We start from the raw sequence: 16,517 nt of genomic DNA, 5'->3' as shown, positions 1-16,517 counted from the left end.
CGGGAGGGGACGGGGCGGATGCGCCGGCGGCGTCCCGTCATCGTAGAGGCCGCCGGGCGACGCCGGCCCGTAGACTCCCCGCATGCCCGATCCCCTGGTCCTCGCCGCCGATGTCGAGACCGAGCTCGTCGAGCGACGTTCCCGTTTCCTGACGCGCCTGCACCGGGTGGAGTCCCTCGAGCAGGCCGATGCCTTCCTGCGCACCGCCCGCGCGGATCATCCCGATGCCCGTCATCGCTGCACCGCGCTCGTGATCGGCGAGAGAGAGTCCTCCCCGCCCGTGCATCGCTCGAGCGATGACGGAGAGCCCTCGGGCACGGCGGGCATGCCGATGCTGCAGGCGCTCCTGCATGCCGGGCTCACGGACACGCTCGCGATCGTGATCCGCTACTTCGGCGGGGTGAAGCTCGGCGCCGGGGGCCTGCTGCGCGCCTACACCGCCGGCGTCGAGCAGGCGGTCGCGGCCTCGACCCTGCTGCGCCGCCGGGAGCTGCGGCAGATGCGCCTGGACGTCCCCTTCGCGGAGGCCGGCATCGCGGAGAACGCGGTGCGGCGCTTCGCCGAGGGCCGCGAGGCGACGACGCTCCCCACCGAGTACGGGGCGCGTCACGCGGCGCTGAGCCTCCTCATCGACCCCGCCCTCGAGCAGGAGCTCGCCGCCGATATCGCGGCCTGGTCGCAGGGCCGCCTCTCCCCCGAGCGCGTCGGCTCGCGGACCGTGGACCTGCCGCTGCCCTGACCCCGCGCGCAGCGGACCGGGCGCGCCATGTCCGGAACGTTCCGGCGATGCTCCCTCACAGCCTCATCGGGCCTGCTCGCGCCGCGGATCCGACCGCCGCTCCCTGTGACTTCCCAGACATCGGAAGGAAAAGCCCCGGTCGCAGGTGAACGCAAGGTGAACAGCCCTGGGGGGCGGTGGCGGGTCCCGCTTCCGCTGGCGCACACTGGCGGCATGACAGGAGAACTCGTCATCCTGCTGCTGCTGATCGTCACGGCTGTCGCCTTCGACTTCACCAACGGCTTCCATGACACCGGCAACGCCATGGCGACATCCATCGCGACGGGCGCCCTCAAGCCCAAGGTCGCGGTGGGGCTCTCGGCGATCCTCAACCTGATCGGCGGGTTCCTCTCCGTCGAGGTGGCCATCACCGTCACCACCTCGGTGCTGAAGATCCAGGACACCGACACGGGCGCTCTGCTCGCCGGACTGGATTCGCAGACAGCGCTGTTCATCATCTTCGCCGGGCTCGTCGGCGGCATCCTCTGGAACCTCGCCACCTGGCTGTTCGGCCTCCCCTCGAGCTCCTCGCACGCCCTGTTCGGCGGCCTGCTGGGCTCCGGCCTCGCGGCGCTGGGCACCTCCGGGATCAACTGGGACGGGCTCACCGTCAAGGTGATCATCCCGGCCCTGCTGGCCCCGTTCATCGCCGGCGGCATCGCCGCGGCAGGCTCCTGGCTGGTCTTCCGCATCACCCGCAACGTGCGCGAACAGCGCCGCGAGCAGGGCTTCCGCGCCGGCCAGATCGCGACCGCCTCCCTCGTCTCCCTCGCCCACGGCACCGGCGACGCACAGAAGACGATGGGCGTCATCGCCCTGGGCCTGATCGCCCACGGCACCCTCTCCGACCAGGAGATCATCGAGCACGGCCTCCCCGTGTGGATCATCGTCCTGTGCGCGGGCGCGATCGCGCTGGGCACCTACATGGGCGGCTGGCGCATCATCCGCACCCTCGGCAAGGGCCTCGTCGAGCTGGACTCGCCGCAGGGCATGGCGGCGGAAGCCTCCTCCGCGGCCATCATCCTCACCTCGAGCCACCTCGGCATGGCCCTGTCGACCACGCATGTGGCGACCGGCTCGATCGTCGGCTCCGGGGTGGGCCGGCCGGGCGCGCAGGTCCGCTGGGGCGTGTTCGGCCGCATGGTCGTCGGCTGGTTCATGACCCTGCCCGCCGCCGCCCTCGTCGGCGCGGTGACGTTCTTCCTCGGCAACCTGATCGGCGGGATCGGCGGCGCCGTCCTGATCTTCGGGATCCTCGTGGGCACGACCGCGTACATCATGCACCGCTCGCGTCGGCAGAAGATCGACGCCGACAACGTCAACGACGAGTGGGAGTCCGCGCAGACCCCCGACCTCGCCGTCGCCGCCGACGACGCCGCCCCGCAGCTCGCCACCGCCGGAAAGGACGCCTGAGATGAGCATCGACATCGCCGAGATCATCAGCAACACCACGAGCGTGCTGGGCGTGGGCCTGCTGCTGGGCGCCGGGCTCCCGCTGCTGTTCTCCCTGGGGATCGTCCTCCAGGACCGCGGGGCCGGCGGCGAGCGCCGCGACGGCTCCGTCTCCGCCCCGAACCCGGTCGCGAAGTACGCGTCCTGGGCCATCTTCACGCTCGTCGGCCTCGCCGTGGTCTATGGTCTGCTGTTCGTGACCCGTAACAGCCTCGACCACTATCTGGGCATCACCCTGCCCATCTGACCCCGCGGAGTGTCCATCATGGCGAACCCCCTGAGCGCTGTCCTGGACTGGCTCCATGCCGGATACCCCGACGGTGTCCCGCCCCATGACTTCTATCCCCTGCTGGCGCTGCTGACGCGCACCCTGCAGCCGCAGGAGCTCGACGAGATCGTCGCGACGCTGATCCGCGAGAACCCCGACGGCGACATCTGCCCCGAGGACGTCCACCAGGCGATCGAGCGGCTCAAGGAGGCGACGGTCGCGCCAGAGGACGTGCGCGCGGTCGCGGCGCGTCTGGCGGCCGTGGGATGGCCGCTCAGCGAGGCCCCCGACGACCGGCAGCTGGCCGATGTCGCGGAGAACGCGGCCGCGGACCTTCCCGAGCCGCCGAACCTGGTCCAGCGGATCATCGCCTGGCTCACCGAGGGCTATCCGGAGGGCATCCCTCCGACGGACCGGCTGCCGCTGCTGGCGCTGCTGCGCCGCCGCCTGACCGATGAGGAGGTCGCGCAGGTCGCCTCCCGCCTGGTGGACGACGCCCGCGCCTCCCGCCGCATCGACCCCATCGACGCCGGGACCCTCATCACCCGCTACACGGACACGCTCCCCAGCGAATCGGACATGGCGCGTCTGGCCTCGCATCTGGCGGCGAAGGGCTGGCCGCTGCGCGCCGGTCGCTGAGCCCACGAGCTGCTCCCCGGCCTGGCGCCCCGCCGTCGCACCCTGCACGAAGGGCCCGGACCTGCACAGACGTGCAGGTCCGGGCCCTTCGGCGGAGTCAGCGGCTCAGAAGTCCCAGTCGTCGTCGCTCGTGTCCACGGCCTTGCCCATGACGTAGCTCGAGCCGGAGCCGGAGAAGAAGTCGTGGTTCTCGTCGGCGTTCGGGGACAGCGAGGCGAGGATCGCCGGGTTCACCTCGGTGATCTCGGAGGGGAACATCGGCTCGTAGCCCAGGTTCATGAGCGCCTTGTTGGCGTTGTAGCGCAGGAAGGTCTTCACGTCCTCGGTCCAGCCGACCGGGTCGTAGAGGTCCTCCGTGTACTCCTCCTCGTTCTCGTAGAGCTCGTAGAGCAGGGACATCGTGTAGTCCTTGAGCTCCGCGCGGCGGGCCTCGTCGGCCTTCTCGACGGCCTTCTGGAACTTGTAGCCGATGTAGTAGCCGTGCACGGCCTCGTCGCGGATGATCAGGCGGATGATGTCCGCCGTGTTCGTCAGCTCGCCGTGGCTGGAGTAGTGCATCGGCAGGTAGAAGCCGGAGTAGAACAGGAACGACTCGAGCAGCGTCGAGGCGACCTTCCGCTTCTCCGGGTCGTCGCCCTGGTAGTAGCCCATGACGATCTTGGCCTTCTTCTGGAGAGCCTCGTTGTGCTCGCTCCAGCGGAAGGCGTCGTCGATCTGCTTCGTGTCCGACAGGGTCGAGAAGATCTGGGAGTACGACTTCGCGTGCACCGACTCCATGAACGCGATGTTGGTGTAGACCGCCTCCTCGTGGGGGGTGATCGCGTCGGGGATCAGGGAGACCGCGCCGACGGTGCCCTGCACGGTGTCCAGCAGCGTGAGGCCGGTGAAGACGCGCATGGTGAGCGTCTGCTCCTGCTCGCTCAGACGGTTCCAGGACTGGATGTCGTTGGACAGCGGGACCTTCTCGGGGAGCCAGAAGTTCCCGGTCAGGCGGTCCCAGACCTCGAGGTCCTTGGGGTCGGGGATCCGGTTCCAGTTGATGGCCTGGACGGACGTCTTCAGGTGATCGTTCACCACTACCTCGCGCTCTCGAATCCGGTACGGCAGCCCTCAGTCTAGGTCGCTCCGGGACCCGGCTCGCGGACCTCCGTCCCGGGACGGCGAGCCCTCCGGGCGGTGCCGCTGGTCGGGCGCATGAGCCGCTCGGCACGATGATCAGAAGGTCCGGAACCTCACCTTCCCGGGCACGTCGGGAACAGGATCGACCTCGCATGGCGACGGCCCGCCGTCCCCGGGACCGGGGACGACGGGCCGCTCGCGGACGGAGTGCGGGATGACGAGGCGCTCAGGGCTCGCGGAGCCCGCTCGAGTGCGCTCAGTGCTCGACCGCGGTCTCCGCACCGGCGCCGGTGAAGGCGCGCACCTCCATCTCCGCGGCCTTCTCGAGGTGGTCGGGCTCCGGCTTCGTGACCAGGGTGCCGATGATCCCGAGCGCGAAGCCCAACGGGATCGAGACGATGCCGGGATTCGACAGCGGGAACAGGGCGAAGTCGAGGTCCGGGAACATGGCCTTCTCGTTGCCGGAGACGGCGGGCGACAGCGCGATGAGCACCAGGCACGAGGCGAGCCCGCCCAGCATCGAGAACAGGGCGCCGCCGGTGTTGAACCGCCGCCAGAACAGGGAGTACAGGATCGTGGGCAGGTTCGCGCTGGCCGCGATCGCGAAGGCGAGGGCGACGAGGAAGGCGACGTTCTGCCCGAGCGCCACGATCCCGCCGATGATCGACAGGATCCCGATCACGACCACGGTCGCGCGGGCGACCTTGACCTCCTCGTCCGGATGGACGGTGCCGTTCTTGATGACGGAGGCGTAGATGTCGTGGGCGAAGCTGGTCGCCGCCGTGATCGCGAGACCGGCGACGACCGCGAGGATCGTCGCGAAGGCGATCGCGGAGACGATCGCCATCAGCACGGGCCCTCCGATCGCGAGGGCGAGCAGCGGCGCGGCCGCGTTCTCGCCGCCGGGGGTCTCCTTCGAGAGCAGGACCTCCGGTCCCACCAGGGCGGCGGCCCCGTAGCCCAGGATGAGGGTGAGCACGTAGAAGATGCCGATGATCCAGATCGCCCAGACCACGGAGCGCCGGGCCTCCTTGCCGGTGGGCACGGTGTAGAAGCGCATGAGCACGTGGGGCAGCCCCGCGGTGCCGAGGACGAGCGCGAGGCCCAGGGACACGAAGTCCACGGGGTTGGGGTACTTCAGGCCGGGTGCGAGGATCGCCTCGCCGTCCGGGGAGAGCTTCACCGCATCGGCCAGCACGGCGGAGAAGTCGAAGCCGTAGCGGCCCAGCACGATGAGCGCGAGGACCCCGACGCCGATCACGAGCAGCACGGCCTTGATGATCTGCACCCAGGTGGTCCCCTTCATGCCGCCGACGATCACGTACACGATCATGAGCACGCCGACGACGGCGACGGTGATCGCTGTCGCCGCCCCGCCGTGCAGGCCCAGGAGCAGCGCGACCAGGCCGCCTGCGCCGGACATCTGCGCGATCAGGTAGAAGAAGCACACCGCGAGGGTGGTGAGCGAGGCGGCCATGCGCACGGGGCGCTGGTTCAGGCGGAAGGACAGGACGTCGGCCATCGTGAACTTGCCGGTGTTGCGCAGCAGCTCGGCGACCAGCAGGAGGGCGACGAGCCAGGCGACGAGGAAGCCGATCGAGTACAGGAATCCGTCGTACCCGGCGACGGCGATCGCGCCGCAGATGCCCAGGAAGCTCGCGGCGCTGAGGTAGTCCCCGGAGATCGCGATGCCGTTCTGGGGCCCGGTGAAGGAGCGGCTGCCGGCATAGAACTCGGCGGCGCTGGCCTTCTGGCGGGAGACGCGGAAGACGATGAAGAGCGTGACCGCGACGAACAGCGCGAACACGATCATGTTGATGACGGGGTTGATCTGGTCGATCATCGGGCGTCCTCCGCATCCTGCTCGAGCAGCTCTCCGCTCTCCATGTGCCGGCGGATCGCCTCGGCCTGGGGGTCGTACCGCTTGTCGGCCCAGGAGCGGTAGAGCATCGTGATCACGAAGGTCGTGATCACCTGCCCGATGCCCATCACGAGGCCGACGGTGTAGAAGGTGTCGCCGAGGCGCCGGGCGTAGAGACCGGGGGCGAAGCCGGCCAGGAGCACGTACACGAGGTACCAGAGGAGGAACAGCACCGTCAGGGGGACGATGAAGGACAGGAACGAGCGACGCAGCCGCTGGAACTCGGCGGATCGCTGCACGGCGAGGCTGCGCTCGCCCACGGTGGTGGGGTCGGTCAAAGCTGGCTCCTTTGCCGCTTCTCGAGGAGGCCCGCGGCGGGGACCGCGGGTGTGCGTCACTGTATCGGACGTCACATCGGCGATGAAGGACCCGTGGCATCGTGACCGCCCGGCTCGACGCCGCCGGGTTACTCCTCTTGTCGTACTACGCGTGCCGTAGTACGTTGTGGGGAGCATGGTGTCGGCGGGTCGTCCGACCGGCACCGCACCAGCCCGGAAAGGAGGCGCGCCGATGATCGGAGCCGATGCGATCCGCGGGCATATCGACCTGATCCTGCTCGCGATCCTCGAGGCCCGGCCCTCCTACGCCTACGAGCTCTCGCAGACGATCACCGACCGCTCCGGCGGCGAGTACGTCATCAAGCAGACCACCCTCTACACCGCGGTCAAGCGGCTCGAGTCCCAGGGCCTCCTGGACTCCTACGAGGACCTCTCCCCCACCGGGAAGCCCCGCACCTACTACCGCATCACCGACACCGGACGAGCCCAGCTCGCATCCAAGCGGGAGGAATGGATCAGCACCCGCTCCCTCGTCGACCAGCTCGCCCTCCCCCCGACCCCCTCCGACATCCCCTCAGGAACCAGGTGAGGACCCCGCCATGAACGTCATCGACTCCTACCTCGACACGCTCTTCGACCCCTACCCGCGCAGCGCCCGCATGGACGAGGCCCGCGCGGAGCTGCGCGCCATGATGGAGGACAAGCAGCAGAGCCTGCTCGACCAGGGTCTCAGCGAGTCCCAGGCGGTGGGCCGCGTCATCGCCGAGTTCGGCAGCCTCGAGGAGGTCGCCCCGGAGCTCGGCATCGCCGCGGACCTCGGCGCCGCAGCACCGCCGGGACCTCCCCGGCTCTCCGCGGACCGTGCCCGGGAGTACGTCGACGCGATCCGCCGCAACCGCGGCCTCGTCGCCGGCGGCGTGACCCTCTTCGTCCTGTCCGTGGTGCCGCTCCTGCTCCTGATCGCCTGGAGCGGGCAGATCGAGCCGGAGCCGCCCGGCTGGGCGACGCTCACGGGCCTCGTCCTCCTGCTGGTGCTCATCACGACGGGCGTGCTCATGCTCGTCGTGCGCGGCGGCCGTCTCGAGGACTACGCGGACATCGAGAACGGCGACTTCACCCCCACCGCCGAGGTCCGCGCCTACGCCGGGGAGCTGCGGCGGGAGCACCGCACCCGCTCCCAGATCTCCTTCGCGATCGCGCTCTCGCTGTGGATCCTGTGCGCGGTCCCGATCCTCGTGCCCGCCCTGCTCTCCGAGGACGAGGACCAGGCCAGCGTGCTGTTCGGCGTCTGCCTGACCCTCCTCATGGTGGCGGCGGGCCTGTGGATCCTGCTGCGTGGTGCCTGGGCGAGCTCCGCCGCGGACACCCTCGAGAACGAGGAGGACCCGGACGACCTGACCGGGCCGTCGGTGCATCCCGCGATCCGGGTCATCGCCGCCGTCTATTGGCCGCTCGCCACCGCGATCTTCCTCGGCTGGAGCTTCGCGACCGGCGACTGGGGCTCGACCTGGATCATCTGGCCTATCGCAGGCGTGCTCTACGGCTGCATCTGGGCCGTGAGCGGGGCCCTGCGGACCGGGCAGGACGCCTCCCGCCGCTGACCGACGGGCCCCGCCCTCCGGAGGAGCCCCCGCGCCCTCGCACCCCCGGGGATAGACCTTCGTCGCGGGCGGATCCCACCGGGTCCCGCCTACTCTGGACCCACCGCACGACGACGCCGACCCGATCGCCGACCCCTCCGGGAGACGACCATGTCCACGCCCGCCGCCCCCTCGCCCCCGCCCGCCGCCCCGTCCCCAGGAGCGGCCTCCGCGCAGGTCCCGGAGCGCTCCCTCGCCCCGGACCTCGCCCGCGGCCTCATGCTCGCCCTCATCGCGCTCGCCAATGTGTCCTGGCATCTCTGGGGCCGGCCGACCCAGATGACCGGTGCGCATCCCCTCGAGGGCAGCACGCTGGACCGGATCCTCCAGGCGATCATGATGATCGCCGTCGACGGGCGCAGCTACCCGCTGTTCGCCTTCCTCTTCGGCTACGGGATGGTCCAGTTCACCCGGTCCCGGATCGAGCGCGGGCTGCCGGAGGCCGATGTCCGCCGCATGCTGCGCCGCCGTCATGCGGCGATGATCCTCTTCGGACTGGTGCATGCCTCGCTGCTGTTCATGGGCGACGTGCTGGGCGCCTACGGTCTCGCCGGACTGCTGCTGGTGTGGCTGTTCTTCCGCCGCCGGGATCGCACCCTCATCATCTGGAGCTCCGTCCTCGCAGGACTGCTCGCGCTGTACGCGCTGATCTCCGTGGCCGGCGGGGCCCTGCTGATCGCCTTCGCGCCCGAGGGCGCCGCAGGCGAGTTCGTGATGGCCGACCCGCAGGACGTCACGGCCGGCTCCCCCTCGTACCTCGCCTCGATCCTCCCCCGCACCAGCATCTGGGCGGGGCTCACGATCGCCCAGGTCGTCAGCCTCACGATCCCCCTGTCGATCCTCCTGGGCTGGCTCGCCGCGCGGCACCGCCTGCTCGAGGACCCCGCGGCGCACCTGCCGCTCCTGCGGCGCCTCGCCCTGATCGGGATCCCGATCGGCTGGCTCGGCGCCCTGCCCGGAGCGCTCACCTCCCTGGACGTGCTGCCGGTCCGGGAGGACGCCTCCTGGATGTTCATGGGTCTCAGCTCCGTGACCGGTGTGTGCACAGGCGTCGGCTACGCCGCCGCCTTCGCGCTCCTCGCGGCGCGTCTCGGCTCCTCGCGTCCGCCGATCGTGCGGGCGATCGCCGCCGTCGGGAAGCGCTCCCTGAGCTTCTACCTCCTGCAGTCCCTCGTCTTCGCGATCGTGCTCTCGGCCTGGGGCCTGGGGGTGGGCGGCTGGGCCGGCACCTCGCTCGCGCTGCTCATCGGCCTGCTCACCTGGGCGCTCGGCGTCCCGCTCGCGATGCTGCTCGAACAGCGCGGCGCTCGCGGTCCGGCGGAGGTGCTGCTGCGCCGGCTGACCTACGGCCGCCGGACCCCGAACCGCTGATCTCCGACCGCGCCATGGGTACTTCTCCCCATGGCCCCCGGAGTCGTGCCCCGGTACCGTGGATCGGCGCGCGTGCACCGAGCATGGCGCGCATGCAGGAGGCATGATGGCGATGTTCCCGAGCGCCGGGCTCTTCCCCGGAGACGCAGTCCCGTGCACGGCCCCGGATCGCTGGCCCGGCCGCCTCGCCGACCCCCTCGACCACCCCGGCCCCATCCTGGCCTCGGGCCAGGAGACATGGACCGCGCGCGTGGCTCTGCACCGCATCCCCGTCATCTCGGAGCTGGAGCTTCCCGAGACCTGGCGCCGTCTCCCGCCGGGCCCGGGGCCCGCGCTGCCCGCCACGGCGATGTCCGCTGCCTTCGGCGACGACGCAACGCTCGCCCCGGCTTTCGAATCGACCCTCCTCGTCGCCGTCACCCGGCTCCCCGCGGGAACGGAGCTGTCCTCCTGGCAGTCCGCTCGGCTCGAGGAGCAGCGCATGAGCCTGCCCCACCTCCAGGTCCTCGAGCACGGCCTCCTGCCCGAGGCGAGCGCGGAGGCGGCCGAGCACGCCACCTGGCAGCAGACCCTGCTGGCGATCGACCACTCGCCCACCACCTATCTCGTGCGGCAGCGCAGCCGGATCGTCGACGGGATCGGCGTCAGCGTCACCCTCACCACCACCCCGGAGGTCGACGCGGCCCACGGCGCCGTGCTGGACCGCATCCTCGCCTCCTGGAGGATCGTCCGCGCGCCGGAGGAGCCCTCCCCCGTCCTCATGGCGCAGGGCCCGACGCCGACGGTCCAGCATCTGCTCACCGAGCTTTCGGCCATGCCCGTCGCCGCTCCCGTGCCGGGGTTCGACGTGGCGCTCACCTCGACCCTCCACCAGATCCTCAGCCAGCCGGAGGGGCATGCGGCGGTCTTCGTCGCCCGTCCCGGCGAGGTCGTCTCGCATGAGCTGACCCTGTCGCACTGGTGGACCCTGCGCACGACCAGCCGCGGCGAGGACACGACCGAGGTCGCGGTCTTCCCCTCCGCCGGACTCTCCGCGGCCGTCCTGCACCTGGCCGAGCTGGGCCGACTCGCGCCGCTGCCGGCCGATCTGCGGATCCCCCTCGACCACGAGGGACTCGACCTGATCTGGGACTGGAGCGCGGAGGAGCGGAGCACGGGCTGGGCGCAGCTGCGCGCGAGCGCGGCCGATGCCCTCCCTGGAGGGGCGAGCGCATCGGCCGAGGACTGCGCGATCCGCGTGACCCGCCATACGCCGACCGGAACGGTGACCGCGCAGGTGGTGCGGCTGCAGGACCGCTACCTCATCTCGACGAGCCCCGATGCGCGCGTCGGCGATGCCGCCGTGCTCCGCGCCGCGGACGGCCCGCTGCTGCTGGCGGACGCCGGCTGCGACGATGCGCTCTTCGGCTCCGACCCCTCCGGAGCGGCACGGCATCTGGTGAGCCCTCTGCTGGCGTGAGCCGCGGATACGGACGGCCCGCCCCGAGGTTCTCCCTCGCGGCGGGCCGTTCTCCGTTCCCCGGCTCCCGTCTCGGAGGGCGGGAGCCGGATCACCCCGTCACAGCATGCAGCTGACGCAGCCCTCGACCTCGGTGCCCTCGATCGCCATCTGCCGCAGGCGGATGTAGTAGAGGGTCTTGATGCCCTTGCGCCAGGCGTAGATCTGCGCCTTGTTGACGTCACGGGTGGTCGCGGTGTCCGGGAAGAAGAGGGTCAGCGACAGACCCTGGTCCACGTGCTGCGTGGCCTCGGCGTAGGTGTCGATGATCTTCTCGTAGCCGATCTCGTACGCGTCCTCGTAGTACTCGAGGTTGTCGTTGTCCATGAACGGCGCCGGGTAGTAGACGCGGCCGATCTTCCCCTCCTTGCGGATCTCGATCTTGGAGACGATCGGGTGGATCGAGGAGGTGGAGTTGTTGATGTAGCTGATCGACCCGGTCGGCGGCACGGCCTGCAGGTACGCGTTGTACATGCCGTGCTTCATCACGTCCTCGCGCAGCTGCTTCCAGTCCTCCTGCGTGGGCACGTGGACCGAGGACTTCGCGAACAGCTCGCGGACCTTCTCGGTCTTCGGCTCCCAGGCCCGGTCGATGTACTTGTCGAAGTACTCGCCCGTGCCGTACTTCGAGTTCTCGAAGTCGTAGAAGGTCTCGCCGCGCTCCTTGGCGATCCGCATCGAGGCGAGGATCGCGTGGTAGGTGACGGCGTAGAAGTAGATGTTCGTGAAGTCCAGGCCCTCCTCGGAGCCGTAGAACACGCGCTCGCGGGCGAGGTAGCCGTGGAGGTTCATCTGGCCCAGACCGATGGCGTGGGACTTGCGGTTGCCCTCGGCGATGGTCGGCACGGAGGAGATGTCCGAGGTGTCCGAGACCGCCGTCAGCGCCCGGATCGAGGTCTCGATCGTCTGCGCGAAGTCCGGGGAGTCCATCGCGAGCGCGATGTTCAGCGAGCCCAGGTTGCAGGAGATGTCGCGGCCCAGCGTGTCGTAGCTGAGATCGTTGTTCATCGTCGACGGGGTCGCGACCTGCAGGATCTCGGAGCACAGGTTCGAGTGGGTGACCTTGCCGGGGATGTTGTTCGCCCGGTTCACCGTGTCCTCGAACATGATGTACGGGTAGCCGGACTCGAACTGGATCTCGGCGAGGGTAGTGAAGAACTCGCGCGCCTTGATCTTCTTCTTGGCGATCCGCGGGTTGTCGACCATCTCCCGGTAGACCTCGGAGACGTTCACGTCCGCGAAGGGCTTGCCGTACTCGCGCTCCACGTCGTACGGGGAGAACAGGTACATCGGCTCGTTGTTCTTGGCGAGCTCGAAGGTGATGTCCGGGATCACGACGCCCAGCGAGAGGGTCTTGATGCGGATCTTCTCGTCCGCGTTCTCCCGCTTGGTGTCCAGGAACCGCAGGATGTCGGGGTGGTGGGCGTTGAGGTACACCGCACCGGCGCCCTGCCGGGCCCCCAGCTGGTTGGCGTAGGAGAAGGAGTCCTCGAGCAGCTTCATCACGGGGATGACGCCGCTGGACTGGTTCTCGATCTGCTTGATCGGGGCGCCGTACTCGCGCAGGTTGCTCAGCAGCAGGGCGACACCGCCGCCGCGCTTGGACAGCTGCAGCGCGGAGTTGATGCCGCGGCCGATGGACTCCATGTCGTCCTCGATGCGCAGCAGGAAGCAGGAGACCAGCTCGCCGCGCTGCGCCTTGCCGGCGTTGAGGAAGGTCGGCGTGGCGGGCTGGAAGCGGCCGTCGAGGATCTCGTCGACGAGGTTGCGGGCGAGGGTCTCGTCGCCGCGGGCGAGGGTGAGGGCCACCATGACGACGCGATCCTCGAAGCGCTCGAGGTACCGCTTCCCGTCGAAGGTCTTCAGCGTGTACGACGTGTAGTACTTGAAGGCGCCCAGGAAGGTCGGGAAGCGGAACTTCTTCGCAAAGGCCTGCTCCGACAGCGACTTCACGAACTCGAAGTCGTACTGCTCGAGGACGGCGGACTCGTAGTACTCGTTCTCCACGAGGTAGTCGAGCTTCTCCCGCAGCGAGTGGAAGAACACCGTGTTGGGGTTCACGTGCTGCAGGAAGTACTCCCGGGCGGCGAGCCGGTCCTTGTCGAACTGGATCTTGCCGTCGCTGCCGTACAGGTTCAGCATCGCGTTGAGCGCGTGGTAGTCCTGCGCCTTGTGGTGCTCCACGGCAGGCATCTCCGTCAGTGTCGCCAAAACTCTTCCAATCCTCGTGTGACCTGCTGGACGTCGCGCGTGGTGCCCAGCAGCTCGAATCTGTACATGTGGGGGACGTGGCACTTCGCGGCGATGATGTCCCCCGCCTTGCAGTAGCCCTCGCCGAAGTTCGTGTTCCCCGCGCTGATGACGCCCCGGATCAGGCGCCGGTTGCGTTCGTCGTTGAGGAACCTGATGACCTGCTTGGGGACTGCCCCGCGCCCTTCTCCTCCGCCGTAGGTGGGGACCACGAGCACGAACTCCTGGTCCATCACCAGGGGCTCGTCCCTGGGACGGAGCGGGATGCGGTGCGCAGGGATCCCGAGCTTGTCGACGAAGCGCTTGGTGTTCTCCGAGACGGAGGAGAAGTAGACCAGCGTGCCCATGGCCCTGCCTCCTGCGTGCTGCGTCCGGGGCGGCGCCGGCCGGGTCGCCGTCCGCCCCCGGTCTCCTGCGGGTGGGCGGCGGGCTCCCCCGGATGCTCCGGGTGGGCCCGCCGCGGCGTGGATCAGCGGGTGATCAGATCGCGGCGGCGCTGTGCGCCATGGCGGCCGCGCCGCTCGCGACGAGAGCCTTGATCTTGTCCGGACGGAAGCCGGACCAGTGGTCCGCGCCGGTGATGACGACGGGGGCCTGCACGTAGCCCAGCGACTTCACGTGCGCCAGGGCCTCGGCGTCCTCGGTGATGTCCACGACGTCGTACGCGATCCCGGCCTTGTTCAGAGCGCGCTTGGTGGCATCGCACTGGACGCACAGGGGCTTCGAGTACACGGTGATATCCATCGGGGACCTCTCTCGGGGGTGCTGCTCGGCGGGGAGCGGGACGTTCTGTCGTACGGGTCTTCGGGTGCTGCATGCCAGGGCCGATCGCGGTGCTCCACGCGGCGCGTGCGGGACCTTCGAGAGCCAGCTCACGAAGGTCCCGGGCGGCTCTTCGTGGGGATCTCCCCCAGGTCGCCCTGACCTCTCCAACACTACACCTAGTGGTCCCGTGATGGGGTGACCACAAGATGTACTGAACTACACGGATGTTATCCACAAGCGGCTGGGGACAGCTGTGGACAACTTCGCGGGAGTGGGGACAGTCCGCGCAGGACTGCAGGAACGCCGTGGACGGGGGTGTGCATATCGTTCCCGGGGGTACCGACGCCGGTGGACGGCGCGGGCCTCGGACACCCGTTTTCCCCGATTTTCCGCAGCCCGGAGCGATCCTGCGGCCGCGTGTCCTCGGCGTGTCGCGTCCGGTCCCCGGCGTGTCGTGCACGCCGCCGTCCGATACCCGGATCCGGGCCCGCGCGCCGCCGACACCGACGTCTGCCCGCATCCGAGGCACAGCGATCGTCCCGGACGACGACTGACCGTGGCCGAGGCACAGCGTGGGTGCTGTGCCTCGACCACGGTCAGTCGAGACGGGCCGCGATCAGCCGACGGCCGATGGGGAGTGTCCCGAGGGAGACGACGGCACCGCGCCGCCTCGGCTCAGGAGTCGCGCCGGGTCTCGTCCTCGGCCGGGGCGGACCAGACGTCGCGCTCCCCCGTCGTCGGCTCAGCGGAGCCCAGGGACACCGGGAACGTGGCGGACGGCAGAGGAGCGGTCGTGAGGTCGAGGTCAGGGAGGACCTCGGTGGAGTTCGCGCCCCGGTCCCGCGCCTCGCGATCCGCGTCTTCCCGCTCGCCGGACCAGCCCGCGGAGCTCTCCCGCTCGGCGGCGACGGGTGCTTCGGCGGCAGGCTCGGTGCCGGCATCCGGTTCGGCAGCCGCATCAGCGGACCTTCCGGCCGGGTCAGCATCGGCAGCCGCGTCCAGCGCGCCCGCCGCATCAGCGTCAGCATCGGCAGCCGCGTCCGGCCCGCCCGTCGCCTCGAGGGGCGCAGCATCGGCATCGACGGCCGGATCCGGAGCCGATGCGGCCGCAGGATCGGGATCAGCCAGGTCCCCGTGGGCCCCGTCCTGCCCCGCGGACCCCTCCGCGGCGGCGGGTTCCGGGACCGCGGCGACCGATGCGGAGGCATCGGCCCCGTCGGAGGTCTCGCCCTCTCCGGCACCGTCGCCCTCGGCGGCGGCATCGGGCTCGGCGGCGGCATCGGGCTCGGGCTCGGGCTCCGGCTCGAGGGAGCGGCCGTCCGCGGTGACGATCCGATCGAGGATCTCGTGCATGAGGGCGAGCTCGGCGAGCGCCTCCGGAACGCCCGATCCCGGCTCCTCGCCCTTGGTCAGGAATGCGTAGAACGCCTCCCACATCGCCTCTACGGAGCCAATCGTCGAGGTGACCGAGGTCTGCGTGACCGATCCGCTCACCTTCTCGCGCAGGCTGATGCTCGAGCGGCGGTCGGCGAAGGAGGGCGCGGCGAGGTCGAGCTCGACGCGGCGGCGGGCGGAGAGCACGCGCACGCGCTCGGAGTACTCGGGGGCGAACGGCAGGTAGTGCCAGACCAGCCGCACGGGCGCCCCGCCCTCGAGCTCGCCGAGGATCTCGATCGAGCCGGGGATGACGCCGCGCGGCCAGTGGCGCACCGCGGTCAGCTCCGTGAGCGGACCGTAGGCCTTCTGGATCACGGCCAGCTGATGGGCGACCCCGGTGAGCAGGCCCTTGACATACAGGTCGCGGTCACGCTGGGTCGCGCCCTCCCCCGTGCCGGCGACGACGGCGTCCTGCAGCGCGGCGCGACGGGCGGAGCGGACCTCGCTGGGGAGGTCGTAGGCGGACGTCGTCACGTGCGCATGCGCGAAGAGGGGCTGGCTCGCCGGCATCAGCACCTCGTAGTCGATCATCCGCAGATCCTTGCGGGCGATGTGCCCCGCGAGCGCCGCGACGGCCTCGTCATGCTGCTGCGGGTAGGCGAGCACGATCATCCGCCGACCGGTCATCCGCTCGAAGTCGGCCAGGACGCGCAGCTCCTCGGCGGAGAACGCGACGGGCGGCTCGACCAGCACCGGGATGCCGCGTCGCACGAAGGCGAGGACGTCCTCGACGTGAAGGCCGTCGGTCGACAGGACCACCGCGTCCAGGACGACGGTCTTCGCGCGCACGGCGGCGATGAGGTCCGCGACGCTCTCGTATCGCGCCTCCTCCGCGATGCCCCACGCCTCGGACGCCTCGCGGCGACGGCGCGGCGAATGATCCACGAGCGCTTCCACGCTGAAGCGGTCCCACCGCCGACGCAGCAGAGGAAGATGGACCGACTGGGCCATCGTCCCGGCGCCGACCACGGCGATGCGGAGGACCTTGGGCATATGTCCACTCCTTCGGGAGAGCAGCAGAAGAGCGAGCAGGGGAGCCGACGTCGCAGGCGGAGCCGGAGCGCGGCGCTGTTCTACCATACGGGGCTGGCACGGCCCCGA

Annotated in this window: 15 protein-coding genes; 8 read left to right on the top strand and 7 right to left on the bottom strand. The window is 70.1% G+C overall.

Annotation, left to right across the window (positions count from 1 at the left end; genetic code table 11):
• Window positions 1–82 precede the first annotated feature (82 nt).
• The 4 genes from ACFFF6_RS08715 (at window position 83) to ACFFF6_RS08700 (ending at window position 3,137) form a co-directional block, all read left to right on the top strand.
• Window positions 83–739, top strand: coding sequence for an IMPACT family protein (locus ACFFF6_RS08715; protein ID WP_376979968.1), 657 nt, complete (start codon window positions 83–85; stop codon window positions 737–739).
• A 213-nt stretch (window positions 740–952) separates the two neighbouring features.
• Window positions 953–2,191 (top strand): inorganic phosphate transporter, encoded by a 1,239-nt coding sequence (locus ACFFF6_RS08710; protein WP_376979967.1) that lies wholly within the window; start codon window positions 953–955, stop codon window positions 2,189–2,191.
• 1 nt (window position 2,192) lies between these two features.
• Window positions 2,193–2,477: a hypothetical protein gene (locus ACFFF6_RS08705; RefSeq protein WP_376979966.1), complete on the top strand. Its 285-nt coding sequence runs from the start codon at window positions 2,193–2,195 to the stop codon at window positions 2,475–2,477.
• Window positions 2,478–2,495: 18 nt separating this feature from the next.
• The gene (locus ACFFF6_RS08700; protein WP_376979965.1) at window positions 2,496–3,137 is read left to right on the top strand and encodes a DUF3349 domain-containing protein; all 642 of its coding nucleotides are present in this window, start codon (window positions 2,496–2,498) and stop codon (window positions 3,135–3,137) included.
• Between the two features lie 105 nt (window positions 3,138–3,242).
• Here the strand turns inward: ACFFF6_RS08700 and nrdF are convergent, their stop codons facing one another.
• From nrdF to ACFFF6_RS08685, 3 genes are all read right to left on the bottom strand, one after another.
• Window positions 3,243–4,211: a class 1b ribonucleoside-diphosphate reductase subunit beta gene (nrdF, locus tag ACFFF6_RS08695; RefSeq protein ID WP_376979964.1), complete on the bottom strand. Its 969-nt coding sequence runs from the start codon at window positions 4,209–4,211 to the stop codon at window positions 3,243–3,245.
• 301 nt (window positions 4,212–4,512) lie between these two features.
• Window positions 4,513–6,099, bottom strand: a complete 1,587-nt coding sequence (locus ACFFF6_RS08690) for a monocarboxylic acid transporter (RefSeq protein WP_376979963.1) — start codon at window positions 6,097–6,099, stop codon at window positions 4,513–4,515.
• Window positions 6,096–6,455, bottom strand: coding sequence for a DUF485 domain-containing protein (locus tag ACFFF6_RS08685; protein WP_376979962.1), 360 nt, complete (start codon window positions 6,453–6,455; stop codon window positions 6,096–6,098). Before ACFFF6_RS08685 ends, ACFFF6_RS08690 begins: the two co-directional genes overlap by 4 nt.
• Window positions 6,456–6,687: 232 nt before the next feature.
• Between ACFFF6_RS08685 and ACFFF6_RS08680 the strand changes: the two genes are divergently transcribed.
• From ACFFF6_RS08680 to ACFFF6_RS08665, 4 genes are all read left to right on the top strand, one after another.
• Window positions 6,688–7,044, top strand: a complete 357-nt coding sequence (locus tag ACFFF6_RS08680; protein ID WP_376979961.1) for a PadR family transcriptional regulator — start codon at window positions 6,688–6,690, stop codon at window positions 7,042–7,044.
• Window positions 7,045–7,054: 10 nt separating this feature from the next.
• Window positions 7,055–8,056, top strand: coding sequence for a permease prefix domain 1-containing protein (locus tag ACFFF6_RS08675; protein WP_376979960.1), 1,002 nt, complete (start codon window positions 7,055–7,057; stop codon window positions 8,054–8,056).
• A gap of 150 nt (window positions 8,057–8,206) precedes the next feature.
• The gene (locus ACFFF6_RS08670) at window positions 8,207–9,466 is read left to right on the top strand and encodes a DUF418 domain-containing protein (RefSeq protein ID WP_376979959.1); all 1,260 of its coding nucleotides are present in this window, start codon (window positions 8,207–8,209) and stop codon (window positions 9,464–9,466) included.
• Between the two features lie 106 nt (window positions 9,467–9,572).
• On the top strand, window positions 9,573–10,925 hold the full coding sequence (locus ACFFF6_RS08665) for a hypothetical protein (RefSeq protein ID WP_376979958.1): 1,353 nt from the start codon (window positions 9,573–9,575) through the stop codon (window positions 10,923–10,925).
• A 99-nt stretch (window positions 10,926–11,024) separates the two neighbouring features.
• On the opposite strand, the gene nrdE is transcribed toward ACFFF6_RS08665, so the two are convergent.
• The 4 genes from nrdE to ACFFF6_RS08645 form a co-directional block, all read right to left on the bottom strand.
• The gene (gene nrdE, locus ACFFF6_RS08660; protein WP_376979957.1) at window positions 11,025–13,157 is read right to left on the bottom strand and encodes a class 1b ribonucleoside-diphosphate reductase subunit alpha; all 2,133 of its coding nucleotides are present in this window, start codon (window positions 13,155–13,157) and stop codon (window positions 11,025–11,027) included.
• Between the two features lie 5 nt (window positions 13,158–13,162).
• The gene (nrdI, locus tag ACFFF6_RS08655; RefSeq protein WP_376979956.1) at window positions 13,163–13,561 is read right to left on the bottom strand and encodes a class Ib ribonucleoside-diphosphate reductase assembly flavoprotein NrdI; all 399 of its coding nucleotides are present in this window, start codon (window positions 13,559–13,561) and stop codon (window positions 13,163–13,165) included.
• 133 nt (window positions 13,562–13,694) lie between these two features.
• Window positions 13,695–13,958: a glutaredoxin-like protein NrdH gene (nrdH, locus tag ACFFF6_RS08650; protein ID WP_376979955.1), complete on the bottom strand. Its 264-nt coding sequence runs from the start codon at window positions 13,956–13,958 to the stop codon at window positions 13,695–13,697.
• Window positions 13,959–14,654: 696 nt separating this feature from the next.
• Window positions 14,655–16,409, bottom strand: coding sequence for a Gfo/Idh/MocA family oxidoreductase (locus ACFFF6_RS08645; RefSeq protein WP_376979954.1), 1,755 nt, complete (start codon window positions 16,407–16,409; stop codon window positions 14,655–14,657).
• Between the last annotated feature and the right edge of the window lie 108 nt (window positions 16,410–16,517).

The sequence above is a fragment of the Brachybacterium hainanense genome (genome assembly GCF_042434575.1).
Classification (GTDB): Bacteria; Actinomycetota; Actinomycetes; order Actinomycetales; family Dermabacteraceae; genus Brachybacterium; species Brachybacterium hainanense.
This window is presented reverse-complemented; position numbering and strand designations above follow the sequence as displayed.

Excerpts from the sequence above, each read along its gene's own strand:
- ACFFF6_RS08715 (WP_376979968.1), top strand. The coding sequence starts at position 83 with ATGCCCGATCCCCTGGTCCTCGCCGCCGATGTCGAGACCGAGCTCGTC.
- ACFFF6_RS08710 (WP_376979967.1), top strand. The coding sequence starts at position 953 with ATGACAGGAGAACTCGTCATCCTGCTGCTGCTGATCGTCACGGCTGTC.
- ACFFF6_RS08705 (WP_376979966.1), top strand. The coding sequence starts at position 2,193 with ATGAGCATCGACATCGCCGAGATCATCAGCAACACCACGAGCGTGCTG.
- ACFFF6_RS08700 (WP_376979965.1), top strand. The coding sequence starts at position 2,496 with ATGGCGAACCCCCTGAGCGCTGTCCTGGACTGGCTCCATGCCGGATAC.
- ACFFF6_RS08690 (WP_376979963.1), bottom strand. The coding sequence starts at position 6,099 with ATGATCGACCAGATCAACCCCGTCATCAACATGATCGTGTTCGCGCTG.
- ACFFF6_RS08680 (WP_376979961.1), top strand. The coding sequence starts at position 6,688 with ATGATCGGAGCCGATGCGATCCGCGGGCATATCGACCTGATCCTGCTC.
- ACFFF6_RS08675 (WP_376979960.1), top strand. The coding sequence starts at position 7,055 with ATGAACGTCATCGACTCCTACCTCGACACGCTCTTCGACCCCTACCCG.
- ACFFF6_RS08670 (WP_376979959.1), top strand. The coding sequence starts at position 8,207 with ATGTCCACGCCCGCCGCCCCCTCGCCCCCGCCCGCCGCCCCGTCCCCA.
- ACFFF6_RS08665 (WP_376979958.1), top strand. The coding sequence starts at position 9,573 with ATGGCGATGTTCCCGAGCGCCGGGCTCTTCCCCGGAGACGCAGTCCCG.
- nrdE (WP_376979957.1), bottom strand. The coding sequence starts at position 13,157 with ATGCCTGCCGTGGAGCACCACAAGGCGCAGGACTACCACGCGCTCAAC.
- nrdI (WP_376979956.1), bottom strand. The coding sequence starts at position 13,561 with ATGGGCACGCTGGTCTACTTCTCCTCCGTCTCGGAGAACACCAAGCGC.
- nrdH (WP_376979955.1), bottom strand. The coding sequence starts at position 13,958 with ATGGATATCACCGTGTACTCGAAGCCCCTGTGCGTCCAGTGCGATGCC.
- ACFFF6_RS08645 (WP_376979954.1), bottom strand. The coding sequence starts at position 16,409 with ATGCCCAAGGTCCTCCGCATCGCCGTGGTCGGCGCCGGGACGATGGCC.